Source organism: Algihabitans sp. (assembly GCF_965226985.1).
In the GTDB taxonomy this organism is placed as follows: Bacteria; Pseudomonadota; Alphaproteobacteria; order Kiloniellales; family DSM-21159; genus Algihabitans.
The window spans coordinates 2,967,720-2,993,448 of the sequence record NZ_OZ245712.1 but is presented as its reverse complement, the minus strand read 5'-3'; the positions used below and the strand labels follow the sequence as shown (position 1 = coordinate 2,993,448).

Genomic DNA, 25,729 nt, shown 5'->3' with positions numbered 1-25,729 from the left:
CGCTCGCCGGCCGGACTCTGAGCCCAAAGGTTAGCTACGACAGGCCCGGCCAAGGAGCGGATGGAACATCATGGACCCACAGGACCGGCGCGAGCGGCGGGCGCGCGAGAAGCTGGAAGAGCGTCAGGCGGCCTTCTTGACCGATCTCGCGGCACTGCTGGAGACGGAGGGCGGGCGGCGCGTTTTCGCGCGGCTGCTGATGGAGACGCGGCCCTTCGCCAGCGTCTTTTCCGACAATCCGCTGGAGATGGCGCGGCGGGAGGGCGAGCGCATGGTCGGCGAGACCTGGCGGCGCTACTGCGCCGTGGCCGAGCCCGAGCGGTATCTGGCGATGGAACGAGAGATCGCGCGCCGGGACGGGCGTGGGTCGAACGAGCCGGAGATGGGGGAGGTTTTGTCCGGCGACGAGGAGGCCTGACGGGGCCTTTTCCGGGTGTGCCGATTGTCGGGCCTGACGGCCCGGCCCTTCGCGCTTCAACAAGCTCAGCATGAAGGGCAGAGTATAGCTGCTTCTTCCTTCATCGACTTCTTCATCCTGAGCCTGTCGAAGGATCTCGGCCGACCAGGACCAGTGTTGTCCGTTCTGAGGATCTGAGCCGGTTTGCGCCGGCTACCCTTTCGCGCTTCGACAGGCTCAGCATGAAGGGCGTTTGAGACGCCCACGATTCCCGGTGCGACTCCTGGCGCGCGGACGCAGCCAACAAGGTGATCATCGAACATGACGAGAGAGACCGAAACCTTCGCCACGGCGGTGGAGGAAGAGGGGACGTCTGTGCCCGGAGCCGGGGATGGCTTCGCGCAGACGATCGATCGATCCGGCGGCACGGCGCCGTCGGAGGCCGACGACGACGCTGGGCGCGGGGATCGCGATGACGACCCCGCCGAGTCGGGCGAGGCCGAAAAGGAGAGCGACTATAGCTTCGACCTGCCGCCGGACGTGATGCCCGACGGGGAGTTTCCCCTGGGGCTGGATGCCGAGCGCCTGGAGGCCTTCAAGCCGCTGGCGCGCGAGCTGAAGCTGTCCAACGCGCAGGCGCAGAAGTTGGTCGATCTCCATGCCAGGGCGTTGAAGCAGGGATCCGACGCCCTGATGCAGCGCCACGCCGAAACGGTCGAGGGCTGGACGCGGCAGACCCGCGCCGACCCGGAGATCGGCGGAGACAAGCTGGAAGAGACGCTGCGCTACGGCAACGCCGCCATCCAGCAGGCCTTCGACGCGCCGACGATCGAGCTGCTGAAGCACTTCGGCCTGCTGAACCATCCCGGGTTCATCCGCGGGCTGAGCGGCTTCGGCCGGATCGTCTCCGACGACCATTTCGTCGAATCCAGCGGGACCGCCGCGCCGCGCAGCCGCGCCGAGCGGATGTACCCCGACATGCCCAAACCCCAGCGATAAGGAGCTCGCCCCATGGCGACCGTTGGCAGCAGTTACATGACCCTGGCCGATGTGGCCAAACGCACCGACGCGAACGGTACGACGGCCGACATCATCGAGATGCTGGCCGAGTTCAATCCCATCCTCGACGACGCCCCGGCGGTCGAGTGCAACAACGGCACCAAGCACCTGACCACGGTGCGCACCGGCCTGCCGACCGCGACCTGGCGCCGCCTCTACGAGGGTGTCCAGACCAGCAAGTCCCACACCCGGCAGGTCGAGGACACGACCGGCAGCCTGGTCGCCCGCTCGATCATCGACAGCAAGCTGATCGACCTGGCCGCCGATCCGCAACAGCTTCGCCTGTCGGAGTCCGCGCCCTTCCTGGAGACCATGGCGCAGGAGATCGCCGAGACGGTGATCTACGGCAACTCCGGCAGCGAGCCGGCGGCCTTCACCGGCTTCGCGCCGCGCTTCAACGACCTGTCGGCCGAGAACGGCAACCAGATCGTCGATGCCGGCGGCACCGGCGCCGACAACACCTCGATCTGGATGATCACCTGGGGCGACACCACCGCCCACCTGATCTATCCGAAGGGCTCGCGTGCCGGCGTGCAGCGCACCGACCTGGGCGTGCAGACGGTGATCGACCCCAACAATAGCGGCCGCTACGAGGTCTACGAGGAGAAGTTCGAGCAGGACATCGGCCTGTCGGTGCGCGATTGGCGCTACATCAGCCGCGTGGCCAACATCGACGTCTCCGCGCTGACCGCCGACGCCTCGGCCGGGGCCGATCTCAACGACTTCATGATCCAGGCCTACTACCGCCTACGCAATCGCCGGGTCGGCAGCGGCAACGCCGGGCGCCTGGCGATGTACTGCAACACCAAGGTCAAGGAGTTCCTGCACCGCCAGGCGCTGAATGCCAACGCCAACACCTTCGTGCGGCTGAGCGAGGTTCAGGGCCGCGAGGTCATGACCTTCATGGGCGTACCGATCCGCGAGATCGACGCCATCGCCAATACGGAAGCGCGGGTGGTTTGAAGGGTTTGAGAGAAAGGAACGTCCCATGATCTTCGATACGCAGAGTCTCTTTTCCGACGCGCAGGCGATCACCGCCACCGTGGCCTCGACCAACATCATCGACCTGGGCGCCACCGGCACCGCCAGCAACGGGCCGGACGGCGGGGCCGCGCCCCTGAGCCGGGACATGGGCAAGGGCATGAAGGTGCCCCTGCGCATTCAGGTGGTAGAGGACTTCGCCACCCTGACCTCCCTGCGGGTCGCGGTGCAAGTGGACACGACCGAGAGTTTCGCCAGCCCGACCACGGTGCTGGAGACCGAGGCCGTGCCGGCGGCGGAGCTGACGGCCGGCTACGTCTTCGCGCTGGACTCCCTGCCGCTGACGACCGACCAGCGCTACGTCCGGCTGAACTACGGCGTCACCGGCCCGGCCGCCACGGCGGGCCGCATCACCGCCGGCGTGACGGCCGGCAACCAGACGAACCCGTGATGCCGGCCGATCCGGAGGGCGAGGCGATCAAGCGCCGCTCCCGCCTGCGCCTGACGGCGGCCGGCCCCACCCTCGTGCGCGCCAGGGTCAAGGGCTTCTATCCGGCCCAGCGGCGTGCGCCCGGCGAGGTCTTCGCCTTGCGCGAGGGCGATACGGCGGCCGCCTGGATGGAGCCTCTGGCTCCCGAAGAGGCCGCCGCCTGTGTCGCTCCATCCTCCGCCGGGTCCACGCCCGACCCAGAGTTCGGGCCGCCTGCCGAACGCGGCGACGACCCCTCGACCTGGCCGCGCCCGCGGCTGGCCGCGTTCCTTCGGGAGCGCGGCCAGACCGCCCCTGCCAATGCCAAGGACACGACGCTGGTTAAGCGGGTGCAAGGTATTCTGGCGGTGGAGAGCCGCTAACCAGACCGTGCCGTCTTCACCGCGAGCATGCGCAGGCGGCTGATGAGGTCGGTCCAGTCGACGTAGCAGCCGCGCAGATGGCGGGTGCCGGAGGCGGGGTCGAAGGCAGTGCGGCCGTGGAGAGTGCGGCGGTTGTTGAAGCCGATCAGCTCGCCGGGTTTCGTCTTGAGGGCGATGCGGTAGGCCGGATCGCGGGTCAGCGCCATGAAGGCGCGGTAGGCGGGGTAGTAGGCCGCCGTGACCTCCGGCTCCATGTCGAAACTGTCGGCCAGATGGGCGTTCCAGTTGACCTCGACCGGCTCGCCCCGCTCGTCCTCGCGGATCACCGGGCGGCGATAGCGGATGTCGTGGCCGCCGTCGTGGAAGCGGAAGGGTATGGCGACGTCGCGCAGGATCGCGTAGTGCGCCGGCGCGTCGCGGCGCAGGGCCTCAGCCATGCGCAGGCCGTCCGCGAAGAGGGACTCGCCGCCGCTCGCGGAGTTGATCAGGGTGTGCAGGAACTGAAAGCCGGGCGGCATTTCCTGGTTCGGCAGATCGGTGTGCAGCGGCAGAGCGATCGGCGTGTAGGCCAGGTTGATCGGCTGCGGCTCGCTGCGCACCTCGAAGGTTACGCCGAAGTTGGTTTCGCGCAGGTGGGCGATGCGCCGGCAGACGGCCTCCAGCGCGCCTAGCTCGGTCGGCACGTCTTCCAATAGAGCGATGCCCCAGCGTGCGAGATCGGTCATCCAGGCGGCGAGGGCGTCGTCGTCGGTCAGGACCGCCGAGCCGGCATGGCGCGGGAGCCTCTCGGCGAAATCGGCAGCCCAGCTTTCCGGCAGGACCGGCGGCAGGGTGCTGTGCCGGGCGGCACGACCCGCCGCACGCAGCCAGTCGCGGGCCAGCCGGGTTTCCGTCCCGTCGGCCCAGCGTAGACGGATCGCCTCGGGTTCGGCCTGCACCTCGGCCAGGGTCAGGTCTTCCGGCACGCTGAGGAGGTCGAAGACCCGTTCCTGCGTATCCGGGTGAAAACCAGCCGGGTCGTTGTCGCGCAGCCATTGCAGCGCATGGCGCGTGCGCGCGCCGTCAGGCCAATCGACCGTGAGGAAGATATCGTCGGCGGTAAGCCGCATCGGGGAGCCGTCCTTAGTTCTACGAGACGTCAGGTTCCGAGAGAACCCACGCTAACCTGCCACAGGCCGCATGAGGCCGTCCTGCGTCGCGGCGACGCGAAAGGTCGTTTTCCAGCCGAGCGGCGGCCGTATCGGGCGACTTTGCCGAGCGGTTCCTCTTTGCTATGAGCGGTCGTTCCGTCGGGCGATCCGACGCCAAAAGGTGGGGCTGAAAGTCATGGAGTTGGTTCGCGGCGATCTGGACAGTGCCGACGTGGTCGCGCTGTTGCATGAGCATCTCGCAGATATGGCTGCGGATACGCCGCCCGAGAGCGTCCATGCCCTAGGGCTGGAGGAGCTGCGCCGGCCAGAGGTGACCTTCTGGAGCCTGCGGGACGGAGAGGATCTGCTTGGCTGCGGCGCGCTGAAGGAAATCGAGACCGGTCACGGCGAGATCAAGTCGATGCGAACCGCCGAGGCTCATCTGCGCAAGGGTGTGGCCGGAACTCTGCTCCGGCAGATCCTGGCCGAGGCGCGGGCGCGCGGCTATCGGCGCGTCAGCCTGGAAACCGGCGCGTCGGCCGATTTCGCGGCCGCGCAGGCGCTGTACCGGCGTTTCGGTTTCGTCGACTGCGCGCCCTTCGGCGACTATCGGGAAGATCCCTACAGCCGGTATATGACGCTGGAGATCTAGCTAGGACCGGAGATCGAGAGATGGGAGGCGGGCGCCGCCTTTGCACGGAGGGCGCCTTTGCACGGAGGGCGCCTTTGCACGGAGGTGCCTTTGCACGGAGGTGCCTTTGCACGGAGGGTGCTTCTGGGCCAGACTGACCGCTTCGAAAGCTGGAGCGACCCTCATGACCCCGGACTACCTGCTGACTTCGCTGATCGTGATCCTGCTGCCCGGCACCGGGGTGCTCTACACCCTGGCCTACGGGTTGGGGCAGGGCTGGCGGCCAAGCGTGCTGGCGGCCTTCGGCTGTACGCTGGGGATCCTGCCGCATATCGTGGCCAGCATCGCCGGTCTGGCCGCGTTGCTGCACACCAGCGCGCTGGCTTTTCAGGTCGTGAAGTATCTCGGTGTCGCCTATCTGCTCTACATGGCCTGGAGCATCCTGCGGGATGGCGGCGCGCTACAGGTGTCCGAAAAGACCGCCGCCGTCTCATCCGGCAAGATCGTCGCCAACGGTCTGCTGCTGAACGTCCTGAACCCGAAGCTGTCGCTCTTCTTCCTGGCCTTTCTGCCGCAGTTCGTGCCGGCCGGAGCGGCCAACGCCACCGGTTCCATGCTGATGCTGGCGGGGGTTTTCATGCTGCTGACCTTCGTGGTTTTCGTCGGCTACGGCGCCTTTGCTTCGGCGACGCGGCACTATGTCATCTCGCGGCCGGCCGTGATGCGCTGGCTGCGGCGCGGTTTCGCCGGGGCCTTCGGTCTGCTCGGTCTGCGGCTGGCGCTGGCGGAGCGTTAGACGCCGGCCCTCTCACTGAATTACGACGTGACGCCGGCATCGCCCTGCACCGCGTGCCGCAAGGCGGCGCGGGCGAGCAGGCGGGTTGAGTCCAGGGTCGGCAGCGGCGAGTTGCCGTCGTCCACGATCAGGGGGATCTCGGTACAGCCGAGGATCACGGCGTCGCAGCCGCGATCCTCCAGGCCGCTGATGATCCGCTGAAAGGTTTCCACCGCCTCCGGCTTGAAGCGGCCATAGAGTAGGTCGTCCATGATGATGCGGTCGATGGCATCGCGGTCGGCGGGCTCTGGGCGCAGGACCTCCAGGCCTCGGGCGGCCGCTTTCTCCGGGTAGACCTCGCTGTCGACCAGCCAACGGGTACCGGTCAGGCCGAGACGGCGGAAGCCCCGGGCGACGGCGGCCTCGGCCACCACCTCGGCGATGTGCAGCCAGGGCAAGGGAGAGCGCGGCGCCACATGGGCGAAAGCCCCGTGGATCGTGTTGTCCGGGCAGATCAGGAAGTCGGCGCCGATCTTCGCCAGCTTCTCCGCCGAGGCCAGGATCAGGCCGCCGACCCCCGGCCAGTCACCCTGTTCCAGACAGGCCGTGTAGTTGGCCAGGGAAGGCGTGTGTAGCGACACCTCCGGGTGCGCATGCGGGCCGAGGAACTGTGCACCCTCGACGCAGATGGTCCGATAGCAGAGCGCGGCGCCCTCGGCCGAGCAGCCGACGATGCCGATGTGCCGCGGTGCTGGGTGGCGAGGCGTGGAGCGTCCGAGATCCGTCTGAAGCATTCCGTTGCGAGGCCAAGCAGTGGGGGCGGATCCGAGCTTCGCGGATCCGGCGGTCGCTTACTTTGCCTCGTGAAATGTGACGCCGCTACCTCTCCGGCGAGAGAAACCGCCCGGACCGCACAGGCGTACAGGCCGCGTGGATCAGACAATGTTTGTGTTATGTTCTCATCAAGTGCTAGGCTTTGGCGCCGCAGTCGGGACAGGGCGAGGTGCCGGGATGAAGCTCACACAGCAGGAAAAGTTCGCGCGCTTTCGGGCATTGCATGAGCGCGACGGCGCCTTCGTCATGCCCAATCCCTGGGATGCCGGTACGGCGCGGCTGCTCTCCGCCATGGGTTTCGAGGCCTTGGCCACGACCAGTGCCGGTTACGCCTTCTCGGTGGGCCGTCGCGATTCCTTCGCCGGCCTGACGCGCGCGGAGCTGATGGACAACGCCCGCGCCATCGTCGAGGCGACGGACCTGCCGGTCTCCGGCGATCTGGAGGACGGTTTCGGTGCCGCGCCGGAGAGCTGTGCCCGTACGATCGAGCTGGCCGTGGAGACCGGGCTGGTCGGTGGGTCGATCGAGGATGCGACCGGCGATCCGGAAGCGCCGATCTATCCCTTCGCCCAGGCCGTGGAGCGGGTCGCGGCGGCGGCCGAAGCGGCGCGGGAGCGGCCATTCCTGTTGACCGGCCGGGCCGAGAACTTCCTGTGGGGGCGGCCGGATCTGGAGGACACGATTAGCCGGCTGCAGGCCTTCGCGGAGGCCGGCGCCGCCGTGCTCTACGCGCCGGGCTTGCCGGACCTGGAATTGATCCGACGGGTTTGCTCGGAGGTGGACAAGCCGGTGAACGTGGTCATGGGCCTGCAGGGCAAGCCCCTGTCGGTCGCCGAGCTGGCGGAGGCCGGCGTCAAGCGAGTCAGTGTCGGCGGCTCCTTCGCCCGCGCGGCTCTCGCCGCGATGGTCCGGGCCGCCGAGGAAGTGCGGGACGCGGGCACCTTTTCCTATGCTGAAGGGGCGCTGGCCGACAGCGAGCTTGCCGGTCTGATGCTGCAGGAAAAGCGCAGGTAGGGATTGCTGACAGAGAGTCGGCCGCGTGCTACCTCCGTGTCGAATTTTCGGGCGGGAACTTTCCCGCCTCGTATGCTGCACGAGGTTCTATGGCTGCCGTTTTCTTGATCGTGGGCAACGTCGGGGCCGGCAAGAGCACCTACGCCGCGCGGCTGTCGCGCGCCGAGGATGCGCATGTCTTTGCGGTCGATGAGTGGATGAAGACGCTGTTTCTGGCCGATCAGCCGGACCCTCCGAGCTATGAGTGGGCCCTGGAGCGTGTCGAGCGTGTCGAAACTCAGATCGTTTGCGAGACGCTGCGTCTGCTGGAGAGAGGTGTGAACGTCATCTTGGATCTCGGGTTTTTCCAGAAGGTCCAGAGGCGGCGGGTGCGGGAGTCCTTTTCCAGCCGAGGTCACACGGCGGCGCTTCACTACCTGGACGTGGACAAGGACACCCGCTGGCACAGGGTGAACCACCGCAACACCCAACAGACCGAGACCTATCAGTTCGAGGTGTCGCGCGAGATCTTCGAGTTCTGCGAAACGATCTTCGAGCCTCTGGACGAAGACGAGCTGCGCGATGCGGTGGTGGTTCCAGAAGAGGCCAGGCCGCTGTCGGCCTGACGTATCGTTACTCGCGCTCGGGCTTGGTGCCAGGCTCGTGGTTCAGACCGTAGCTGAGGCCCTTGCCAAGCGACCAGTCCGTCGGCGCGTTCTCCGAAAGCACGATCATGATGTCGTCGCCACGAAAGCCGGCTTCGATCGCGGCGGTCGCAATGTGTTGGAAGAGAGCGGCCTTCTGCGCGACGTTACGCCCCTCCAGAAACAGGACTTCCACGATGGAGGCCTCGGCCGAGCGCTGCAGGTCGGGGAAGGTCGGGTCGAGGATCATGCGGTCCGCCTCGAAGGCTGTGATGAGCTGAAAGCGGTCTTTCGGCGGTACGTCGCAGGTCGCGACCAGGCCGTCGTGTACGGCGTCCGCCAAGGCGCGCACTTTTCGGGTCGGTACTGCGGCGGGAACCGAGAGTCGGGCGAGGGGCATGGGAGGTCCTTTCGAGGCTGTAAGACGCAACCTCTCTTCAGTATTATGGACTGAATTGATGAAAAACCTCTGATTCGAAAGTCTGTCTTGCTGGATTGTCACGAATGAAGCAGCCGCTCGTGCCGGAAATCGCGATCTTCGTCCGAACCCTGGAGCTCGGCAGCTTCGCCGCCGTCGCCCAGGAAACGGGCTTCACTTCGTCCGGCATCTCGCGCGCGGTCTCGCGGTTGGAAGACAGCCTCGGTGCGACGCTGCTGCATCGTTCCACCCGACGGCTGGCGTTGACGCCCGAGGGCGAGGCCTTCGCGGTCCATGCCAGGGAGATTCTGGCCGCCGTGGAGGCCGCCGAGGCGGAGGTGTCGAAGGTCATGGGCCGGCCGCGCGGACATCTGCGCGTCAACTGCGGCACCGCCTTCGCCCGTCATAAGCTCGCGCCGCTTCTGCCGCTTCTGCTGGAGCGCTATCCGGGCGTGACGCTCGACATCGCCGTCAGCGACCGGCGGATCGACCCTCTTGCCGAACAGACCGACGTCACGGTGCGGGTCGGGGCCCTGGCGGACAGCGACCTCGTCGCGATCCGGCTTGGAACCGTGAGGCGGATCATCGCCGCCAGTCCGGGCTACCTGGCGGCTCGCGGCAGGCCGCGTAGGCCCCGGGAGCTGTCGGAGCATGACTGCTTGTTGCTGTCGGGTTTCTCGCGACAGGCGCTCTGGCCGTTCCGCGAGGGCGGTCGCCGGATCGAGATTGCCGTTAAGGGAAGCGTCACCTCGGACAGTGCCGACACCTTGCTGGAGGCAGCGATTGCGGGGGTTGGGCTCATCCGGCTTGGCGATTTCCTGGGTACGGAGGCACTGGCCTCTGGACAGTTGGTTCCCCTGCTCGCGGAGGACCACGAGGACGACCCGCAGCCGATAACGGCTCTGGTTTCGCCCGGACGGCAATCCATTCCGCGCGTGCGGGTCTTCATCGACTTTCTCAAGGATCACTTCGCGCGTGGGGGCGACAAGACCGCACCCACGGCGGAGGACCGCAAAAGTTAGGCAAGAGCCTATGTATCTTGCGGATGACGACGGGCTCTGATAAGTTAGGCAAATGCCTAACCAAGATGCCGCTCTCGACACCATCTTTCGTGCCCTGGCCGATCCGACGCGCCGGGCCGTCATCGCCAGACTGGGGCAGGGGCCTGCCTCGGTCAGCGAACTGGCGGAGCCTTTCGAGATGGCGCTGCCGTCCTTTCTGCAGCATCTGCGGGTGCTGGAGGAAAGCGGTCTGGTGCGCTCGAAGAAGGCCGGGCGTGTGCGGACCTGCGAGATCACGCCGGAAGAGCTGGCACGTGCCGAGACCTGGATCACCGAGCAGCGAGCCCTGTGGGAAAGCCGTCTCGACCGCCTCGACACCTATCTGCAGGGACTGCAGGCCGGCGAGGGGACGTGACGGTGATGAGGGGCGGGAAGAGGGAGTAAGCGCATGACACGGATCGTAGCCGTTTCTCCGGCCCTGTCCGGCCGCAAGGAGCAGAGGCAGGCGCCCGACAGTTCGGCGTCCCTGAACGTCGAAACCGACCTAGTCGTCACGCGGGTTCTGCCGGCGCCGCCGGCCCTGGTCTGGCGTGCCTGGACGGAGCCGGAACGGGTGACAGCCTGGTGGGGACCGGAAGGCTGCAGCGTCAGCGACTGTGAGATCGAGGTGCGGGTCGGTGGCGTTTTTCGTCTCAAGCTGTCGGCGCCCGACGGCACGGTCTATCCCTGTGCCGGCGTCTTCCGTGAGGTCGAAGCGCCCAAGCGCCTGGTACTGGAGGGCACGGCGGCAACAACGGCAGTCGGCGGCAGCGCTTGCGGTGCCGGTCTGCCGCCCGGTGCTGTCGTAACCGTGCTGTTCCAAGCGGCGGGAGACCAGACCCGGTTGACCCTTCACACGCGCTTCCCGAGCGCGGCCGCCCGGCGCGCAGCCGAGGCCAGCGGCTACAAGGAAGGCTGGCCGCAAAGCTTCGACCGTCTGGCGGGGGAGTTGGCGACATGACCTATGTGGACGGTTTCTTGCTGGCCGTACCGACGGCCAAGCGCGCGGCCTACAAGAAAGTCGCGGAAGACGCGGCCGTGGTCTTCAAGGAGCACGGCGCCTTGAGCCTGGTGGAGTGCTGGGGCGACGACGTCCCAGACGGCAAGGTGACCTCCTTTCCTATGGCCGTGAAGTGCCGGGACGACGAGACGGTGGTCTTCGCCTGGATCACCTGGCCGTCGCGGGAGGTGCGCGACGCCGGCAACGAGAAAGTCATGGCCGATCCGCGCATGCAGGGGGTGATGACCGACATGCCCTTCGATGGCAAACGGATGATTTTCGGCGGTTTCCAGACTCTCGTCGAGCGGTGAGGCCTTAGAGGCCGTTTGAGAATTGGCCTGAACGCCCTTTCTCGGCTCTGTTCCGTCTCGCTCCCCCACCCGGCCACCCAACGACAGTATCCTGAATGGGTGGCCGGGTGGGGGAGAGGGACGGAACAGAGACTTCTCAAACGGTCTCTTAGCCTCAGCTGCGGTGCGCGATGACCCGGAGTTCAATGAGGGCGTTTTCGGTGATCAGTTCGCTGACCCCTATGGCCGTCCAGGCCGGATAGGGTGCCGCGATGTAGTCGTCCTTCACGCGCTGGAAGGCCGCCAGGTGCCGCCGCAGCGCCACGTGATAGCTGGTGAGTTCGACTACGGCGCCGAAGCCGAGGCCGGCCGCCGCGAGATGGGCCTGTAGAAACTCGAAAGCGTCACGGAACTGGGCTTCTGGGTCTTCTGCCAGAGAGCCGTCCGGATGTGTGCCGGTCACGCCGGAGAAAAACAGAAAGTCGCCGGTGTCCAGCACAGGTGAGAAATGCCACGCGCTTTCGTAGTGCGCGAAGGCGGCCGCCGAAAAGGTCTTCTTCACAAGCCGGTCTCCTATGGGGGCGTGTCCTGTGCCGGCACTCAGGCTCAGAACCTTGCGGTCTCGCTTGTCGCGGTGGCAACCGCTGCGCCGCCCTTACCGTCAACACCATGGATCTTGGACGATGACCTCTGCCGTTTCCCTCTGCAACCTGGCGCTGACGCGGATCGGGGCGCAGACCATCAACGACCTGAACGAAGCCTCCTCCGCCGCGCGGCACTGCAGCGCGCTTTACGCGCCGACGCGCGATGCCCTCCTGCAGTCCCAGGCCTGGCGTTTCGCCCGTGCCCGTCAGGTGCTGGCGGAACTGCAGCTCGAGATGGGCGAGCGGCCCAGCGAGTGGGCGCATGTCTATGCGCTGCCGGTCGACTGTCTGACGCCGCTCTACATCGAACCTTCGGGCCGCGCCGTCATGGCCGGTCGGGGGGCGCAGTCGCTTTGGCCCGACGAAACAGGGACGCTGCCGGTCACCCTGCGGCCGGCTCAGGCGACGCCGGACTTCGAGGTGCGGGCGGGGCGGCGGATTCTCAGCGACCAGCCCGAGGCAACGCTGATCTATACCGCCCGCATCGAGGATCCCACCCGTTTCGATCCGCTGTTCGTCGAGGCCCTCTCCTGGCGTCTGGCGGCGGATCTCGCCTCCGCGCTGAAGGGCGACCCGCGCCGCCGGCAGGAGGCGCTGCGCGAAGCCCTGACCGTCACCAACGCGGCCCGTGCCGCCGACGCCGCGGCGGCGACGATCCGCGACGACTACGACGCAGCCTGGATCAGGGCGCGATAGTCCCACTCTCGTCGTAAGGTTTGGAGCGCGATCGTCGAGGCGTTGCAGCGTCAGGTTGGCGGGTTGACCGGTTCGGTCTCACGCAGCGAAGGGCGCTCGCGGAGAGTTGCGTACCACGCCGCCAGTTTGGGCGTGGCCTGCCGCCAGTCCTTGTCCGGAGAGCGGAAGTCGAGATAGCCGAGCAGCGCGCCCAGGGTGATCTGAGCGAGATCGACCGGCTCCTGTAACGCCTCGTCATGGTTCTCGAACCATTCGAGACCGCTGTCGATCTTGTCCCACTGGTCGTCGATCCAGACGGACCAGCGCTGCGCCTCCGGCCGCAGCCAGGTCTCGTAGCGTAGCAGAACCGCCGCCTCGCACATGCCCTGGGCGAGGGCGTGGTTGGTCAGAACCCGCCAACGGCGCGCGGTGTCCTGCGGGATCAATCGTCCGCCTCCGGCGCGGACGTCCAGGTATTCGCAGATCACGGTCGAATCGTAGAGCACCTCTCCGTCCTCGATGGACAGGGCCGGGATGCGCCGCAGGGGATTGGCCTCGCGTGCGTAGTCGGTATTGGGCTTGCCCGGCACGACGGCGGTCGGGATCAGCTCGATCTCCTTGTCCAGGCCGAGTTCGATCGCCGCGATCCGGACCTTCCGCACGAAGGGGGAGCTGGGGCCGAAGTAGAGCTTCATCGCCATCGTCTGTCGGTTCCGTCTTGTGGGAGGCGCGCCGCGAGCGGTGCCGCGGCGGCGCAAGATTGGCACTGCCGGAGAGGTTATCCCACTGAATCTCCCTCGCCACAAACCTGCAAGGCCGGCGCGATCTTGCCGGGCCGTCGCAACATCTGTTCACCCTGAACCTGTTCACCCTGGAACGAGATCATCGCGGCCATGCTGAAAGCCCTGCAACCCTCCTTCGCCGGCGGCGAGATCGCGCCCGATCTGCTGGCGCGGGTCGATACCGCCAAGTGGCAGGTCGGCGTCGCCCGTGCCTTGAACGTCTTCGTGCGGCCCTACGGTGGACTCTCGACACGGCCCGGGCTGCGTTTCGTCGCGGAGGTCAAGGATTCGACCGCACCGACCCGGCTGATCCCGTTCCAGTTCAACACCGAACAGACCTATGCGCTGGAGGTCGGTGGCGGATACATCCGTTTCCACCGGGATACCGGACAGATCGTGGAGGGAAATCAGGTTATCGGCAGCGCGACCGCAGCCAACCCGGTTGCGGTTTCGGCCAACGGCCACGGCTATGCCAATGGCGACGAGGTCTTCATATCCGGCGTGGTGGGCATGACGGAGCTGAACGGCCGGAACTTCCGCGTCGCCAACGCGACCGCGAACAGCTTCACTCTCAAGGGGGTCGACGGTGTCAACATCGACGGCACGGGCTACGAGGCCTACGTCTCCGGCGGTTCGGTCGCGCGGGTCTACGAGATCGCCGCACCCTACGCGGCCGCGGAGGTCTTCGACATCGGCTACGTCCAGTCCAACGACGTGATCTACCTCTGCCACCCGAACCACGCGGTCCGCAAACTCTCTCGGACGGGAGACACTGCCTGGACTTTGACCCAGGTGACCTTTCAGCCGGGTATCGCAGCGCCGGTCGGGGTGGCGGCACAAGCCACGTCGGGGCCTGGTGCTGGCGAGACCTACCGTTATCGCGTCTCGGCCATATCAGACGACACCGCCGAAGAGTCGCTGCCATCGGGCACTGTGACCACCACCAACGATCTGACCGTGGCCGATGCCGAGAACACCGTGACCTGGGGCGCGGTGACGGGTGCGTCGCGTTACATCGTCTACAAGGAGGAGAACGGCGTCTTCGGGTTCATCGGCGGAACCGAGGCCACGAGTTTCGTCGACGACAACATCGACCCGGATACCTCCGACACGCCCCAGAAGGCGCGCAATCCCTTCGGCGCGGCTGGCGACTATCCCGCCGTTGCGATGATCCACCAGGAGCGACTGAGCTTCGGTCAAACGCGCGACAGGCCGCAGACCATCTGGTTCTCCTCCAGCGCCAATTTCGAGAACTTCAACGTCTCCGTTCCGACCAAGGACGACGACGCGATCGAGATCACGCTGGCCGCCCGGCAGGTCAATGAGATCCGCTCCATGGTGTCCCTGGAGGACCTGATCATTTTCACCTCCGGCGCCGAGTGGCGGCTGAACGCGCCCAACGACGGCGTGCTGACCCCGAGCAACCGCGCCGCGCGGGCCCAGACCTATCACGGTGCCTCGAAGGTGCCGCCGGTGGTGATCGGCAATACGGTGCTGTTCATCCAGGACAAGGGCTCCGTCGTGCGCGATCTGGCCTATAGCTTCGAGAGCGACGGCTATCGCGGTAACGACCTGACGATCTTCGCGCCTCACCTGTTCCGCAACCGCATGCTGCTGGACTGGTGCTACGCCCAGGCGCCCTACAAGCTGGTTCAGGCGGTACGCGACGACGGCGCCCTGCTGACCCTCGCCTATCTGCGGGAACATCAGGTCTGGGGCTGGTCCGAGTACCGGACGGCGGGCAAGTTCAAGTCCGTCTGTGCGATCAGCGAGGGCAACGCCGACGCGGTTTATGCCATCGTCGAGCGGGAGGTGAAGGGGCGCCGGGTGCAGTACGTCGAGCGCTTCGACGACCGCGCCTTCGAGACCGTGGAAGACGCGGTCTGCGTCGACAGCGCGCTGTCCTACGACGGTCCTGCCGCCGCGCGGTTGGGCAACCTCTGGCACCTGGAGGGCGAGGAGGTCGTCGCCCTGGCCGACGGCAACGTCGTCAAGAACCTGACTGTGTGGAACGGCAGCGTGACGCTGCCCAACGCAGCCAGCAAGGTGCATCTGGGCCTGCCCTACACCTGCGATATCCAGACTCTGCCGCTGGACCTGGGGTCTCTGTCCGGGAGCGGCACGGTGATGGGCCGCCAGAAACGCATCGGCGAACTGACCTTGCGGGTGCAGGAGGCGCGCGGCGTCTTCGCCGGTCCCTCCTTCGACAAGCTGGACGAATGGAAACAGCGCTCGACCGAGGCCTACGGCGAGGCGATCCGGCTCTTCACGGGCGATGTCTCCATGGACGTGCCGCCGGAGTGGAACGACCAGGGCATCGTCTGCATCCGCCAGGCGGATCCGTTGCCGCTCACCCTGCTGGCCATCGCACCGGAAGTCGACATCGGCGGATGAGCGAGCAGACGGGAGTCGAGATCCGCGCGGCGCGTCTTTGCGACGCGGCGGCGCTGGCGCCGCGCCTGCGTCCCGCCGACCGGCGGGAGGTCATGGCCTCCCACGGGCATCGCGCGCTGCCCGCGCTGGTCCAGAGCCTACGGCATTCCGATGTCGCCTGGGCCGCTCTGGTGGAGGGCGAGGTCCTGGCGCTCTGGGGCGCCGGCACCACGGCCTTGCTGGGGCGCCAGGGCGCACCCTGGCTGTTGGCCGGGCGCGGTCTGGAGCATCACAGGCGTCCCTTTCTGCGCTTGAGCCGGTTGCAATTGGCGCGGCTGCAGGCGCGCTACGACCACCTGGAGAACTGGGTCGACGCGCGCAACGCCCGCTCGATCCGCTGGCTGCGCTGGCTGGGTTTCACCCTGGAGCCGGCCGCACCCTACGGCCGTTTCGGCCGGCCCTTCCAGCGTTTCTGGATGAGAACCGACGAGATGAACAAGTATGTCTGATTCGGGTTTCGGGGCCGCCCCGGTGGTCGACGAGGAGACAGCCGAGGCGGCGACATCACCCGACTCGGCGACTCGCGGTGCCTTGCCGGACGACCCACGCGCAGTCGCAGCGGCCTCGGCCGCCCTGGATACTGGACCTGATGACAGTCCGAGCGATGGCCAGGCGGCCGATCCGGGCGTCGCTCCGGACAGACCGGCGGCGCTGCGACCAGACCCTGAGTGGGAGGCGGCGCTGGCTCGGGCGCGCTGGATCGCGCGCTTGGGACGGCGTCGGCGGCGTCCAGACGGCACGCGCGAGGATTAGCTGGAGCCGGCGCAGCGCGCCGAGCTGGAGCGGCGCGGGCGTGTGCGCCTGGCGTTCTACAAGGCGGCCGACACCTTTGCCGCGCGCGAAGGTCGCGCGCCGGACAAACCCGAACAGCGCCGGCTGCTCGCGCAAGTGCTCGCCGAGGAAGATGCGCCGCAGAGCCCGGCGTCAGCGGCACTTGTTCGGAACGGTGGAGACGAGGCAACAAGCTGGTTGCGCTCAGACGCAAACCTCGCGAAAGCCGCTAACTCTGATCTTCCAAGCCCTAGCCAGTCACCTGCGAGTTCTAGTTGGCTTGCTAGCGAGAACGCCAGCAACCAGGAGCCCCCAGCATTGGGAAGGCAGAGTGTCTCTGGTGCTGCGCAACGGCGACTTAACCGCCTCAAATGGCGAAATCCGCTTAGCGCGAGAGAATCAAACTTAAGAGAATTGGTAGAAGACTGGCGTTTGCTGGGGCGAACCCGAGCCGCTGACCTACTGGAGAAATTCCTGAATCAGGATGACTCCGTGTTTGTTGTATCGCGTGAAGAGGCGCGCGAGATCGATTTTGTCAAAAATGCGGAAGAGATCAACAATAATAGGTTCATTAATTCCACATTTACGGGAGAAACTGCAAATCCCGATATAACGGCTGAGCTTCGGATGTTGGCTGACAACGCGAGAGTTCGAATTGAAGATCACTACGAGAAGATAAGATCAAGTCGGGTTTCGGAATTCCGATTTCTGGGGGGATTGGTGGCGGAACAAGTTTTTAGAGTAGATCGTACGGAGGAGATAGACTTGGCTCTTTCGTACGGCGGCTTTCACGTTAGATCCGACATCGTCTTCTATGCGGAGCGAGATGGTGATGAGATAGCCATCACGGGAAAGATCACCCATAATATGGTAGATACCTACGACTTCGACGGACGCGGTCCTGGTGCGTGGCTCGGTGCTTACGATCTGCAGAAGGCGGGGCGAGGAACACCTTTCGAGATCAAGGGTACCTGGACTCAAGACGTGAAGGGGACGATCAAGATTCTCGGGAGTGAGTTTGTAGAGCGCAAGGGCGAGATGGTTCGAGAGCATATTCTCGGAAATCCTCTGTTTGAAATCTACGATGTCGATCAATGATATCCGGGGCGAAAGCGGAGGCATCGCCGGGTTTCCTGCGTCGAAACCGAGTCAAGTTGCTGGTGATCCTGTTTTTCGGGACGATACTTGTCTCATTCACTCCCTATCGGCCAACTTGCGGATTGCCTGGCTACGATGCCGGCCCGGAGCTGCGAGCGGAGTATCTTGAGGCGTTTCTCGGGGAGATGTACCGCCTGCGAGAGCGCGAAGACTACAGTTGGAGCGGGATATTCCTGACAAGAGGTCTGCGTCTCTATCTCCTGCCGTGGGAGAAGAACACGCGACTGACCGAGAAGGCCAATCGTTTGGCGGTGAGGTACCTATTCGACGGTTGGCAGGGCGACCTGCCCGAACGGGTACGGCTTGCTGCGTTGTACCGATTGGACCAGGGTGCGGCCATAGCTGCAGGGGCGCCAGGCAGTCAGGCCTTGGCGCGTCGTTGGTGCTCCAAATTCGAGGAGGCCACTAAGCCGAAAGGTTGGTAAGGCGGCTGTCGGATGGCCAGTGCCGTGCGATGGTCGCTGCCAGTGACGGCGGTCTTATCGGGCTGGGCCTGTCGCAAAGCGCAGGGGCCAGTCGGTGCATCAGAAGGTGGACGGGGAGGCAAAAAAGGATGCGGTGGCGTCAGATCCGCCGAAGGGTGTTCGTACTGATCGGGTTCATGGCGTTCTTAGCGATCGTTATTCAACCGCTGTCCGTTTCCTGTCCGCCTGGCCGCTCTTGGACTGGACCGGACCTACGAGCTGAGTATCGACTTGCGGTGCTGCGGGGGATGCTGAACCTGCGCGACGACTGGTTCACTTGGCCCGGCCATCAGCTTATGGACCATGGCACGTTCGACTGGTCCGGCCTGACACTTACCGTTGGCGACCGCATGTACATGCTCACCTGGGAGACCATGACCGATCTTCCTTTCAATGCAGCAAGCAAGTCTGTCAACTACATAACGCGCGTTTGGGTCGAAGAGGGGCTGTCCCAGGGACCGGTCTACGACCACTACCGAGCCATGGAGATACCCGGCTTCGACGGCATGCGGGCTGAGGATGAAACACGCTGTCCCGCCATGAAGGTCATCGTCACGTCCGGTGTGCCGCGCACAGGTTTTGTCCGCGATGCGGCTCTCTCCGAAGAAGAGGGTTTCCTCGACGACTGAGCCGGTTGCAGTTGGCGCGGCTGCAGGGGCGCTACGACCACCTGGAGAACTGGGTCGACGCGCGCAACGCCCGCTCGATCCGTTGGCTGCGCTGGCTGGGTTTCACCCTGGAGCCGGCGGCGCCCTACGGCCGTTTCGGCCGGCCCTTCCACCGTTTCTGGATAAGAACCGACGGGATGAACAAGCATGTCTGACTTGGGTTTCGCGACCGCCCCGGCGGTCGAAGAGGAGATGGCTGGGATAGCGACACCGTCCGGCTCGGCGGGCGACGGCGCGCTGCCGGACGACCCTCGCGCAGTCGCAGCGGCTTCGGCCACCGTGGATGCTGGACCCGGTGACAGTCGGAGTGATGGCCCGGCAGCCGACCCAGGTGTCGCTCCGGACAGACCGGCGGTGCCGCAATCCGACCCGGAATGGGAGGCGGCGCTGGCTCGGGCGCGCTGGATCGCGCGTTTGGGACGGCGCCGGCGGCGGCCGGACGGCACGCGCGAGGATTGGCTGGAGCCGGCGCAGCGCGCCGAGCTGGAACGGCGCGGGCGTGTGCGCCTGGCGTTCTACAAGGCGGCCGACGCCTTCGCCGCGCGCGAAGGTCGCGCGCCGGACAAGCCCGAACAGCGCCGGCTGCTCGCGCAAGTGCTCACCGAGGAAGATGCGCCGCGCGGATGGGCGGCGGCAATGGGAACTGTTGCCCGAAACGACGCAGAGAATGCGCGAGGGGGTCAAAGACCGGTCGCGGAGCGGAGCCACGCTAGCAGCACAAGTCGCCTTAGCCTGAACTCACTCCAGTCCCCCGAAGTCACCAATTCGCTCGCTGTCGAGAACGCTCCTGATCCCACCGCAATAAGTCAGGACAAAGCTGAGATAGGCAGTCACTCTGCGATGGGTTCTGAAGCCATCCGAGCATCCTCAACCGAGCATTCAACAGGCTTGGTGGAGCAGCTGGGCGAAAGTTGGACGCCATCTGAGTTGACGGATCAGCCTGGAGGATCGGAGGCTGAAGTTGCCTTCGATGGCCGAGCTTTCGAGCCCCGTGAATACGACTGGGAGCCTGCTGGGTCTCTTGATGTCGGTGGTCGTATTGAACTCGAGGTAGATGGTCCACTTAGAGCGGATTTGAGAACGTCCGCATTCGGAATAGATGGACGTCGGTACCGGGTCCAGTGGTATCCGAAGGCGGCAGACGGGTCAGTCCTGCCACTGATGACGACTCCAGATGGTTTCGCTGGAACGGAGCATGGTGGGCATGTGACGCTGCTTGGCCCAGCCAGCGAGTACATCCTTCCGCCTTTTCCAAGCGAGTATGGATACCTCGTACGCATCACTATGCCGCGTGACGGTGGTAAGACGCACGGGACCGCGGCCGCATATCTGCAGGTTTTTCAGGGGCGAAAGCGTTCACAAGGCGCTGGTCGCCCGTTGCTCTCCGCCGAGACTGGAGAAGACAAAGTTGCGTCGGACGGGCATCGAGGAGTTGGTCCCGACCCCTGGGCCGAAGATGCCAATCCAGAGACCGACATCCAAACCGAGCTACCGATCATAAATGACCCAGATGAGCGAACCGCGAGTATTCTTAACGATACGCCGGCGCGATTTGCATTCACGCCTGATCCAGAGGCGGACAGCTCATCACCGATCTGGGAGATGCCGGTTCTTGGTCGCATCGCGATTGAGAGGCACGGACAAACAATTGACGAGATGTCGAAGAAGCATGGAGTGGATCCAGATCTGGTTCGTGCGATTTTATGGCTGGAGAGCGCGCGCGGCCATTATGTAATCGTAGGTAACTATATAGCGGATCGCCTCGATCTCTCTAACAGCGCAATGCCGATGAACATAAATTCGTCACTTTGGGGAGGCTTGATCGGGGAAACAGACACCCGACTTGAGGATCCTGTCGAGAACATCGAAGCCGCCATCATACTCATACGCCGGATCTCCGACCGACTGGAAGCTCCAACTCCAGAAGCAATCGGATCGATTTGGAACTACATCGGTCGAGAGACGACGCATGACCGTGGCGCGTATGTTGGACGTATCTATCGTGAGAAACCTTGGCTGCAACCTTAGTGCCGCGAGCTAGTTGAGAGCGGCAGCGCGCAGTTCTTTATGAGATACGAAATCAAGCGCTCCATTTTTCAAAGCATGGTCTTGTCGGCCTGCCTCGGCTTTTCAGGCGTTCTCTTTTGGCTTGCGGTCGGCGAGGTGGACGAGCTCTGCCGTCTGCGGACCGATGGCGGCGGTCTCTACGTCCTGGACGACTATGGTCCCGATGTGCGTTGCGATCTGCGCATCGGTATGGTTCTGCTCATGGCGACGTCCTACGCCGTCGTTCTCTTTGCCCCCTTACTGTTCTTGACCTTCTTTGTTCGCGCCGTATCGAGGTTAGTCCGGGGAACGATGGAAAGGCGGCGGCCGAGTGCCGACTGATGTGCCACTGCCCTTCTGATCGCTGCAGTCTGTGTCATCCTCAAAGATGACGCTTGCAGATCTGCACGTTTTGCATGAAAATCATGACTATGAATTCGCGCGTAGATCTCCGACTTCGCTCGGTCATGCAGTATATTTTCTGCTTGAAGATGCTCTGCGGCGGATCGCAGGACAGGTCGAGACGCAAGCTGTCGTCAGGTTTGGGCAGGGGGCTGGTCTGTGCCTTTGCTCTCTTGGCGCTGACGGTGTCCACCACGGCGACGGCAGCAGCTCAAGGCGCGCACCTACAGACTGCGGCAGACTCCTCCGAGAGTGCGCCAACCGCTGACGAGCCATCCGAGCGGCGGCTGCGCGCAGAGGGCTTCGTCTTGGCGCTGGGGAGCACTGTCGAACTCGAGCTTTGGGTCGCGTCTCGGAGTCTTGCCGGCTTGATCGGGGAGTCCTTCGCCCGCGATCACGCTATTCCGCAAGCAAATCTGCCGATGCCAGATCTGCCCTATCGGGCTGCGCTGCTCAGGCTGGACGACTATCAGGGAGCGGAACTCGGCGATTCAGACGGGACCACGCCTCAGGACTTCGATCGGATCACGCGATGCCTGCTTAGGCCACTAAACTCGCAGCCGCTGTACGCCGTAAGGCTTCCGTGCGACAGACCTGGCAGCGGCTGTTGGCAGGACCTTGGTGAAGAAAGTACTGAGTTAACGTCGCGCTTCTTTCCACTGCAGCTCGCCATCTTTCTCGAGAATGCCGGCTATTCGGTGAGACTCGCCGGGCTGGAGTTGGCGGCAGTTCTTCAAGTGTTGGAGACGGGAAAGCCGATTGAGGCGGCGCCCGGCGCAGCCCGAGACACCGCTCCGACCCCGCTTGGGCCGGAGCGGTCGCTGTCAATCGACGACATTCAGTTGCTGCCTGCGAGCCAGTTACGGAATAGAGCCGGCGAATGCCGGTTCGTTGCGTTTCCAGCTTTGTCGGCCAGGTAGAACGAGACTTACTCAGGCCTCACAAGTTTCCGAAGGTACGGCGGGCGCAGCACGGTGCGGTGAGACTGTACGGACGTGATAGCAGGGTGCGAGCTGGTCAATCTCCGGTTCTGGATTTTGCTGGAAGACAACAGCCGACGCGTATCGTGACCGTTTTCGTGAGGTTCATCGACCGTGAAGGCCCGGGTTGAGAGGCTCATCACCCGCAGCCGGATCCGACAGGGTCAACCTGTTGCGACATCGATCGAGGATTCGCGCTTGCAAGACGGCTATTTTTGCGAGAAAATCCATTCTATGAAATCTCGTAGAAAGACTAGTTATTCTGATGTTATTCATGGTCAGCTTTGTTCATTTCTGTCTCGCCATAGGATGCAGAATGGGGTGAACGACGGTCTGCTGCAGGTGGTGTGCGGAGGCTGTCTCAAAATTTTGACCTTCTGTCTGATGATGACGCTTCCTGTCGGGGATCTCTCCGCAGAAGACACGACTCTTCCGATATCGGCATCCAGGACCGCGGACGATGGTTCCGTCGCTGCACCGACGCAGCGCCGCCTGCGGGCGGAAGGCTTTGCGGCCTCGCTAGGCCCCGAGGTCGAACTGGAACTTTGGTGGGCCGTGCGCGCCCCACGTTATCTGCACCCGCCCTATCCCTCGCTCACGGACCTGCGTCTTGTGGGGCGAGTGGTGACGGGACCGGCCGTAAGGCCTTTGGTGCGCCTCCACTATGCGGACGATGCGAGACCGCACGATGTCGTCCGGCTAGAGCAGTGTTTTCGAAAGCCATTGATCGTCGAACTTGGACAACTGCCGTGTAGCGCCCATTGGAGCGGCTGTTGGCAGGACCTGGGAGCAACCAGCGCGCGGCCGGGATGGCCGCTGTTTCCGCTGCAGCTTGCCCTCTTTTTGGAACATGCAGGCTATGTCGTGAAGATCGATGGCCAGTGGCTGGGGCCTATCCGGGCCGTCTTGCAAACAGGGAATCTGGCGGCGCCACCCCCGCCTATCGGTCCACAGGACTTCGCCGTTCCTGTCGCAGACCCGACTCGTTTGCCTTGGCGGCCGGCGAGGGGATGGGGATTCCTGCCGTGCCAGCCGGCTGAGCCGTGATGCGAACGATGGGATCTTTAGGCAGGAGTGCCGCGGTTCCGGTATGGCTCCGTCAGGGCGTACTCGTCATTACCCTGATTGTGCTTGCCCTGATTGTGCTGGGGGCGCTTCCGACTGCCATCGCACAAGCTAGGGTGCTTGAGAAGACTGGAACTCACGAAACTTCGCATGCCCCCGATACATCGGCGGAAGACGAACGACGGGAGTGGTGGCGGTCTGTCAGCGGTCAAGATCCAGATCTGGTCATGCCGGAAGACGAACGGCGAACAGTCCTGCAGGAGGTGCAGGACCTCCTGGATCTCGGCACGGCGCAGGGAGTTCCGGTTTCTGAACTGGCGGCCGGCGTCGAGGATCCCAAGACGGCGGCGCGTTACGCAGTCGCCTTGGCGGGGCTTCGTTTGAGCAGGGAACGGGCTGTCTTCCTGGAGAGCCTTCTGACCGGGCGGGCCGTGCGGGCCTTTCTGGAGATGGAGGCGCGTAGGACGGTTACGCCCTTGCGCGCCGCGCTTGCCGAGTTGCCGCCCGACATCTGGAAGAAGCTACAGATATCCTGGCCTGAACTCTCGCCCGCACAGCGGCTGTCCGCTCTCCAGCGGTTTGTCTCGTGGTTAGCCCCGGCATGCGGGATGAAACAAGTCTCTTTGAGACCTTATGCGGACTACCGAGCGGAGGGTATGGAGCGCTCGCTTGCCTTTGTCCTCCCGCATATCGACGAAAGTGTTCGACGATCCCTGACGAGCGACGCGGTGCAGGGAACAGACAGCATCTTTCTCGGTCCCGCATCCTTGAACGGCGATACGGCAGGCGAGGTTCTGGCCGCAGCCGTACTGGAAGAGATGCTGCATCTGAGGCAGAGGCGGGCACGTGCCGAATTCAATGCCGGAGTGACGCCCAGAGACAAGGACGAGCGCATCCGGCTGATGTTGTTGAGTGCCAATGCGGTCGAGTACTACCCCGCCGCAGCGGTGAGAGGAGCCTACGACCCGGCGCGGTTTCAACGACATCTTTTGCAACCGATCGAGTTCGAAACGAAGGTGGTCCTGTACGTTCTCGCGTCTCGGACACGTTTCCTGCGCCGTGCGACGCTACACACAGTGAATGGTCATGACATTTTCGAGTAGCTTGAGGCGCGTTTGGCCTGGGCGGCGGAGCCAGCGTCTTTGGCTGGGTCTTGTTTTGTCATTGGCGATCGATTCGGCGACCGCCGTCGAACCGGCGATGGCCACGTCCCCTACATCCGAGATAGGGAACCCGGCCTCAAGTATAGCGGCTAGGCCATCGGACCGACGCTTGCATTCTGAAGGTTTCGCCGCGGCCTTGCCGCGCAAGATCGAGTTCGAACTCTGGGTCAGATCTCCAATCGTTGCCGATCTGATCGCAGAGTTCTATGCGACGTCCTTGGGTCGACCGAGGACAGGTATGAAGGTGCAAACCGTACCCTATGTTGCCGCGCGTTTGGTCATGGATCGCCTCGACCGAACGCCGCCATCCTTCCTCTATCCCGATGGTACGACACCTCAGGACATCGATCGGCTCGAGCGGTGTTTGGCGGAACCTCTACGGCGCGGCGCGGCAAGCTTGCCATGCAATCGACCCGGCAGTGGCTGCTGGCTTGACCTCGGGGCGCAGAGCGCTCAGCCGGGAACGAGTCTCTTTCCGCTGCAACTCGGGCTCTTCCTGGAGTCCGCAGGTTATTCGGTGGAGCTCAACGGACGCGAACTGGGGACTCTTTTGGAATCCTTAGAAACCGGGCGTATGCGCGAGCGGCGAATGGGACGGATCATACAAGCATCCGTTCCGCCCGAACCGGAGCCAGAGTTCCCCTGGACCCTGGAGGATATTCGCCTCTTCGATTGCGAGTCGGTTGCAGAGTGAGGCCGAGGTTGAGATGTGGCCAAGGTCGATATCGTCGGTGAACTAAAGAGTTTGAGGTTTTTGCGAGTTCTTCTGTTCAAGAAAATCGTTTGTGTGTCTATCGCTAGCCCTCTTAGGCGGCTCACCTCGAACACTGGACTTTGGCGAAGCAAGCGTCCTTGGCGAATCTAGAACGGGAGTGCGCCTACTTCATGAGATACGGAATCAGGCCGCTTGTTCTCCAGAGTGCAATCCTCTCAATCTGCTTCGGATTCTCTGTTGTTCTCTTTTGGCTTGCGGTCGGCGAGGTGGACGAGGACATCTGCCGTTTGCGGACCGATGGTGGCGGTCTCTACGTCCTGGATGACTATGGTCCCGATGTGCGTTGTGACCTCCGCATCGATGCGGTTCTGTTTGGAACCGCCTATTACGCTGTGATCCTCTTTCCGCTCTCGCTGTTTTTGGTCTTCCTCGGCTGTGCCCTGTCGAGGTCAGTCAGGCGGTGATCGACAGGTGGCGGCTGAAAGCCGACCGATAGGTTGCTGTCTTCCCAGCGGTTGGCGCTCCTTGCGGATAGCGGTCTTCGGTTGCATGGGATCGACCCCGAGAAGAGGCATGACGGGCGTAGCGCGCTTCGCTTTGCCGACTTCGGAGGCTCGGCCTGCCTCCAGGGTGAAGTGCGGCCGCAGTGCATGTCCGTGACGGGGGCGAAACCGCCCCTCTCAAACGCGACCGCGTTCGATGACGGTTTTGGCCGCAGC

Annotated in this window: 30 protein-coding genes; 25 read left to right on the top strand and 5 right to left on the bottom strand. The window is 64.4% G+C overall.

The window, feature by feature from the left end; all coding sequences use genetic code 11:
• Positions 1-70 precede the first annotated feature (70 nt).
• The 5 genes from ACO054_RS13680 (at position 71) to ACO054_RS13660 (ending at position 3,289) form a co-directional block, all read left to right on the top strand.
• Positions 71-418 carry a hypothetical protein gene (locus ACO054_RS13680; RefSeq protein WP_421707141.1) on the top strand — a complete coding sequence of 116 codons (348 nt, stop codon included), beginning with the start codon at positions 71-73 and terminating at the stop codon, positions 416-418.
• Between the two features lie 300 nt (positions 419-718).
• Positions 719-1,396, top strand: coding sequence for a hypothetical protein (locus ACO054_RS13675; RefSeq protein WP_421707140.1), 678 nt, complete (start codon positions 719-721; stop codon positions 1,394-1,396).
• Positions 1,397-1,408: 12 nt separating this feature from the next.
• Entirely contained in the window at positions 1,409-2,419 is a 1,011-nt protein-coding gene (locus ACO054_RS13670; protein ID WP_421707139.1) for a major capsid protein, read from the top strand.
• 25 nt (positions 2,420-2,444) lie between these two features.
• Positions 2,445-2,888 (top strand): Bbp16 family capsid cement protein, encoded by a 444-nt coding sequence (locus tag ACO054_RS13665; protein ID WP_421707138.1) that lies wholly within the window; start codon positions 2,445-2,447, stop codon positions 2,886-2,888.
• Positions 2,888-3,289, top strand: coding sequence for a hypothetical protein (locus tag ACO054_RS13660; RefSeq protein ID WP_421707137.1), 402 nt, complete (start codon positions 2,888-2,890; stop codon positions 3,287-3,289). Before ACO054_RS13665 ends, ACO054_RS13660 begins: the two co-directional genes overlap by 1 nt.
• Here the strand turns inward: ACO054_RS13660 and ACO054_RS13655 are convergent.
• Complete coding sequence (locus ACO054_RS13655; protein ID WP_421707136.1) at positions 3,286-4,398, bottom strand: TauD/TfdA family dioxygenase; 1,113 nt, start codon at positions 4,396-4,398, stop codon at positions 3,286-3,288. The two genes, ACO054_RS13660 and ACO054_RS13655, sit on opposite strands and share 4 nt — an antisense overlap.
• 217 nt (positions 4,399-4,615) lie before the next feature.
• Here ACO054_RS13655 and ACO054_RS13650 point away from each other — a divergent pair, with 217 nt between their 5' ends.
• Entirely contained in the window at positions 4,616-5,071 is a 456-nt protein-coding gene (locus ACO054_RS13650) for a GNAT family N-acetyltransferase (protein ID WP_421707135.1), read from the top strand.
• A gap of 163 nt (positions 5,072-5,234) precedes the next feature.
• The gene (locus ACO054_RS13645) at positions 5,235-5,846 is read left to right on the top strand and encodes a LysE family translocator (protein ID WP_421707134.1); all 612 of its coding nucleotides are present in this window, start codon (positions 5,235-5,237) and stop codon (positions 5,844-5,846) included.
• Between the two features lie 20 nt (positions 5,847-5,866).
• Here ACO054_RS13645 and ACO054_RS13640 read toward each other — a convergent pair whose 3' ends face one another.
• Entirely contained in the window at positions 5,867-6,619 is a 753-nt protein-coding gene (locus tag ACO054_RS13640) for an aspartate/glutamate racemase family protein (protein WP_421707133.1), read from the bottom strand.
• 217 nt (positions 6,620-6,836) lie between these two features.
• Between ACO054_RS13640 and ACO054_RS13635 the strand changes: the two genes are divergently transcribed.
• Together ACO054_RS13635 and ACO054_RS13630 are read left to right on the top strand one after the other, a co-directional pair.
• Entirely contained in the window at positions 6,837-7,673 is an 837-nt protein-coding gene (locus ACO054_RS13635; RefSeq protein ID WP_421707132.1) for an isocitrate lyase/PEP mutase family protein, read from the top strand.
• Positions 7,674-7,762: 89 nt separating this feature from the next.
• The gene (locus ACO054_RS13630) at positions 7,763-8,278 is read left to right on the top strand and encodes an AAA family ATPase (protein WP_421707131.1); all 516 of its coding nucleotides are present in this window, start codon (positions 7,763-7,765) and stop codon (positions 8,276-8,278) included.
• Positions 8,279-8,285: 7 nt separating this feature from the next.
• Here the strand turns inward: ACO054_RS13630 and ACO054_RS13625 are convergent, their stop codons facing one another.
• On the bottom strand, positions 8,286-8,696 hold the full coding sequence (locus tag ACO054_RS13625) for a tautomerase family protein (RefSeq protein ID WP_421707130.1): 411 nt from the start codon (positions 8,694-8,696) through the stop codon (positions 8,286-8,288).
• 104 nt (positions 8,697-8,800) lie between these two features.
• On the opposite strand from ACO054_RS13625, the gene ACO054_RS13620 reads away from it, so the two are divergent.
• The 4 genes from ACO054_RS13620 to ACO054_RS13605 are packed head-to-tail and all read left to right on the top strand — an operon-like array spanning position 8,801 to position 11,065.
• Complete coding sequence (locus ACO054_RS13620; protein WP_421707129.1) at positions 8,801-9,736, top strand: LysR family transcriptional regulator; 936 nt, start codon at positions 8,801-8,803, stop codon at positions 9,734-9,736.
• Positions 9,737-9,788: 52 nt separating this feature from the next.
• Positions 9,789-10,130 carry an ArsR/SmtB family transcription factor gene (locus ACO054_RS13615; protein WP_421707128.1) on the top strand — a complete coding sequence of 114 codons (342 nt, stop codon included), beginning with the start codon at positions 9,789-9,791 and terminating at the stop codon, positions 10,128-10,130.
• 33 nt (positions 10,131-10,163) lie between these two features.
• Positions 10,164-10,715 (top strand): SRPBCC family protein, encoded by a 552-nt coding sequence (locus tag ACO054_RS13610; RefSeq protein ID WP_421707127.1) that lies wholly within the window; start codon positions 10,164-10,166, stop codon positions 10,713-10,715.
• Positions 10,712-11,065 (top strand): DUF1428 domain-containing protein, encoded by a 354-nt coding sequence (locus ACO054_RS13605; protein ID WP_421707126.1) that lies wholly within the window; start codon positions 10,712-10,714, stop codon positions 11,063-11,065. The genes ACO054_RS13610 and ACO054_RS13605 overlap by 4 nt, the downstream gene beginning before the upstream one ends.
• 154 nt (positions 11,066-11,219) lie before the next feature.
• On the opposite strand, the gene ACO054_RS13600 is transcribed toward ACO054_RS13605, so the two are convergent.
• Positions 11,220-11,606, bottom strand: coding sequence for a RidA family protein (locus ACO054_RS13600; protein WP_421707125.1), 387 nt, complete (start codon positions 11,604-11,606; stop codon positions 11,220-11,222).
• Between the two features lie 121 nt (positions 11,607-11,727).
• Here ACO054_RS13600 and ACO054_RS13595 point away from each other — a divergent pair, with 121 nt between their 5' ends.
• A complete protein-coding gene (locus ACO054_RS13595; RefSeq protein WP_421707124.1) occupies positions 11,728-12,384 on the top strand; it encodes a hypothetical protein in 657 nt (218 codons plus the stop codon).
• 50 nt (positions 12,385-12,434) lie between these two features.
• Here ACO054_RS13595 and ACO054_RS13590 read toward each other — a convergent pair whose 3' ends face one another.
• A complete protein-coding gene (locus ACO054_RS13590; RefSeq protein ID WP_421707123.1) occupies positions 12,435-13,064 on the bottom strand; it encodes a glutathione S-transferase family protein in 630 nt (209 codons plus the stop codon).
• A gap of 192 nt (positions 13,065-13,256) precedes the next feature.
• Here ACO054_RS13590 and ACO054_RS13585 point away from each other — a divergent pair, with 192 nt between their 5' ends.
• The 11 genes from ACO054_RS13585 to ACO054_RS13535 all read left to right on the top strand — a co-directional run bounded on the left by ACO054_RS13585 (position 13,257) and on the right by ACO054_RS13535 (position 24,989).
• Positions 13,257-15,539 (top strand): ubiquitin-activating E1 FCCH domain-containing protein, encoded by a 2,283-nt coding sequence (locus ACO054_RS13585; RefSeq protein WP_421707122.1) that lies wholly within the window; start codon positions 13,257-13,259, stop codon positions 15,537-15,539.
• Positions 15,536-16,027, top strand: a complete 492-nt coding sequence (locus tag ACO054_RS13580) for a hypothetical protein (protein ID WP_421707121.1) — start codon at positions 15,536-15,538, stop codon at positions 16,025-16,027. The genes ACO054_RS13585 and ACO054_RS13580 overlap by 4 nt, the downstream gene beginning before the upstream one ends.
• Complete coding sequence (locus ACO054_RS13575) at positions 16,020-16,331, top strand: hypothetical protein (RefSeq protein ID WP_421707120.1); 312 nt, start codon at positions 16,020-16,022, stop codon at positions 16,329-16,331. Before ACO054_RS13580 ends, ACO054_RS13575 begins: the two co-directional genes overlap by 8 nt.
• 42 nt (positions 16,332-16,373) lie before the next feature.
• Complete coding sequence (locus tag ACO054_RS13570) at positions 16,374-17,447, top strand: hypothetical protein (RefSeq protein ID WP_421707119.1); 1,074 nt, start codon at positions 16,374-16,376, stop codon at positions 17,445-17,447.
• Positions 17,448-18,207: 760 nt separating this feature from the next.
• Positions 18,208-18,600: a hypothetical protein gene (locus ACO054_RS13565; protein WP_421707118.1), complete on the top strand. Its 393-nt coding sequence runs from the start codon at positions 18,208-18,210 to the stop codon at positions 18,598-18,600.
• Positions 18,601-18,611: 11 nt separating this feature from the next.
• Positions 18,612-18,794 carry a hypothetical protein gene (locus ACO054_RS13560; RefSeq protein ID WP_421707117.1) on the top strand — a complete coding sequence of 61 codons (183 nt, stop codon included), beginning with the start codon at positions 18,612-18,614 and terminating at the stop codon, positions 18,792-18,794.
• Positions 18,787-20,667 carry a hypothetical protein gene (locus ACO054_RS13555; RefSeq protein WP_421707116.1) on the top strand — a complete coding sequence of 627 codons (1,881 nt, stop codon included), beginning with the start codon at positions 18,787-18,789 and terminating at the stop codon, positions 20,665-20,667. Before ACO054_RS13560 ends, ACO054_RS13555 begins: the two co-directional genes overlap by 8 nt.
• A 39-nt stretch (positions 20,668-20,706) precedes the next feature.
• Positions 20,707-21,027 carry a hypothetical protein gene (locus ACO054_RS13550; RefSeq protein ID WP_421707115.1) on the top strand — a complete coding sequence of 107 codons (321 nt, stop codon included), beginning with the start codon at positions 20,707-20,709 and terminating at the stop codon, positions 21,025-21,027.
• Positions 21,028-21,080: 53 nt separating this feature from the next.
• Positions 21,081-22,007 (top strand): hypothetical protein, encoded by a 927-nt coding sequence (locus tag ACO054_RS13545; protein WP_421707114.1) that lies wholly within the window; start codon positions 21,081-21,083, stop codon positions 22,005-22,007.
• Between the two features lie 1,352 nt (positions 22,008-23,359).
• Entirely contained in the window at positions 23,360-24,235 is an 876-nt protein-coding gene (locus ACO054_RS13540; protein ID WP_421707113.1) for a hypothetical protein, read from the top strand.
• Positions 24,236-24,533: 298 nt separating this feature from the next.
• A complete protein-coding gene (locus ACO054_RS13535; protein WP_421707112.1) occupies positions 24,534-24,989 on the top strand; it encodes a hypothetical protein in 456 nt (151 codons plus the stop codon).
• The last annotated feature ends 740 nt before the right edge of the window (positions 24,990-25,729 follow it).

What these genes read in the sequence shown, in the direction of transcription:
- ACO054_RS13680 (WP_421707141.1), top strand. Translation starts at nt 71, where the DNA reads ATGGACCCACAGGACCGGCGCGAGCGGCGGGCGCGCGAGAAGCTGGAA.
- ACO054_RS13675 (WP_421707140.1), top strand. Translation starts at nt 719, where the DNA reads ATGACGAGAGAGACCGAAACCTTCGCCACGGCGGTGGAGGAAGAGGGG.
- ACO054_RS13670 (WP_421707139.1), top strand. Translation starts at nt 1,409, where the DNA reads ATGGCGACCGTTGGCAGCAGTTACATGACCCTGGCCGATGTGGCCAAA.
- ACO054_RS13665 (WP_421707138.1), top strand. Translation starts at nt 2,445, where the DNA reads ATGATCTTCGATACGCAGAGTCTCTTTTCCGACGCGCAGGCGATCACC.
- ACO054_RS13660 (WP_421707137.1), top strand. Translation starts at nt 2,888, where the DNA reads ATGCCGGCCGATCCGGAGGGCGAGGCGATCAAGCGCCGCTCCCGCCTG.
- ACO054_RS13655 (WP_421707136.1), bottom strand. Translation starts at nt 4,398, where the DNA reads ATGCGGCTTACCGCCGACGATATCTTCCTCACGGTCGATTGGCCTGAC.
- ACO054_RS13650 (WP_421707135.1), top strand. Translation starts at nt 4,616, where the DNA reads ATGGAGTTGGTTCGCGGCGATCTGGACAGTGCCGACGTGGTCGCGCTG.
- ACO054_RS13645 (WP_421707134.1), top strand. Translation starts at nt 5,235, where the DNA reads ATGACCCCGGACTACCTGCTGACTTCGCTGATCGTGATCCTGCTGCCC.
- ACO054_RS13640 (WP_421707133.1), bottom strand. Translation starts at nt 6,619, where the DNA reads ATGCTTCAGACGGATCTCGGACGCTCCACGCCTCGCCACCCAGCACCG.
- ACO054_RS13635 (WP_421707132.1), top strand. Translation starts at nt 6,837, where the DNA reads ATGAAGCTCACACAGCAGGAAAAGTTCGCGCGCTTTCGGGCATTGCAT.
- ACO054_RS13630 (WP_421707131.1), top strand. Translation starts at nt 7,763, where the DNA reads ATGGCTGCCGTTTTCTTGATCGTGGGCAACGTCGGGGCCGGCAAGAGC.
- ACO054_RS13625 (WP_421707130.1), bottom strand. Translation starts at nt 8,696, where the DNA reads ATGCCCCTCGCCCGACTCTCGGTTCCCGCCGCAGTACCGACCCGAAAA.
- ACO054_RS13620 (WP_421707129.1), top strand. Translation starts at nt 8,801, where the DNA reads ATGAAGCAGCCGCTCGTGCCGGAAATCGCGATCTTCGTCCGAACCCTG.
- ACO054_RS13615 (WP_421707128.1), top strand. Translation starts at nt 9,789, where the DNA reads ATGCCTAACCAAGATGCCGCTCTCGACACCATCTTTCGTGCCCTGGCC.
- ACO054_RS13610 (WP_421707127.1), top strand. Translation starts at nt 10,164, where the DNA reads ATGACACGGATCGTAGCCGTTTCTCCGGCCCTGTCCGGCCGCAAGGAG.
- ACO054_RS13605 (WP_421707126.1), top strand. Translation starts at nt 10,712, where the DNA reads ATGACCTATGTGGACGGTTTCTTGCTGGCCGTACCGACGGCCAAGCGC.
- ACO054_RS13595 (WP_421707124.1), top strand. Translation starts at nt 11,728, where the DNA reads ATGACCTCTGCCGTTTCCCTCTGCAACCTGGCGCTGACGCGGATCGGG.
- ACO054_RS13590 (WP_421707123.1), bottom strand. Translation starts at nt 13,064, where the DNA reads ATGGCGATGAAGCTCTACTTCGGCCCCAGCTCCCCCTTCGTGCGGAAG.
- ACO054_RS13585 (WP_421707122.1), top strand. Translation starts at nt 13,257, where the DNA reads ATGCTGAAAGCCCTGCAACCCTCCTTCGCCGGCGGCGAGATCGCGCCC.
- ACO054_RS13580 (WP_421707121.1), top strand. Translation starts at nt 15,536, where the DNA reads ATGAGCGAGCAGACGGGAGTCGAGATCCGCGCGGCGCGTCTTTGCGAC.
- ACO054_RS13575 (WP_421707120.1), top strand. Translation starts at nt 16,020, where the DNA reads ATGTCTGATTCGGGTTTCGGGGCCGCCCCGGTGGTCGACGAGGAGACA.
- ACO054_RS13555 (WP_421707116.1), top strand. Translation starts at nt 18,787, where the DNA reads ATGTCTGACTTGGGTTTCGCGACCGCCCCGGCGGTCGAAGAGGAGATG.
- ACO054_RS13550 (WP_421707115.1), top strand. Translation starts at nt 20,707, where the DNA reads ATGAGATACGAAATCAAGCGCTCCATTTTTCAAAGCATGGTCTTGTCG.
- ACO054_RS13540 (WP_421707113.1), top strand. Translation starts at nt 23,360, where the DNA reads ATGCCGGAAGACGAACGGCGAACAGTCCTGCAGGAGGTGCAGGACCTC.
- ACO054_RS13535 (WP_421707112.1), top strand. Translation starts at nt 24,534, where the DNA reads ATGAAGGTGCAAACCGTACCCTATGTTGCCGCGCGTTTGGTCATGGAT.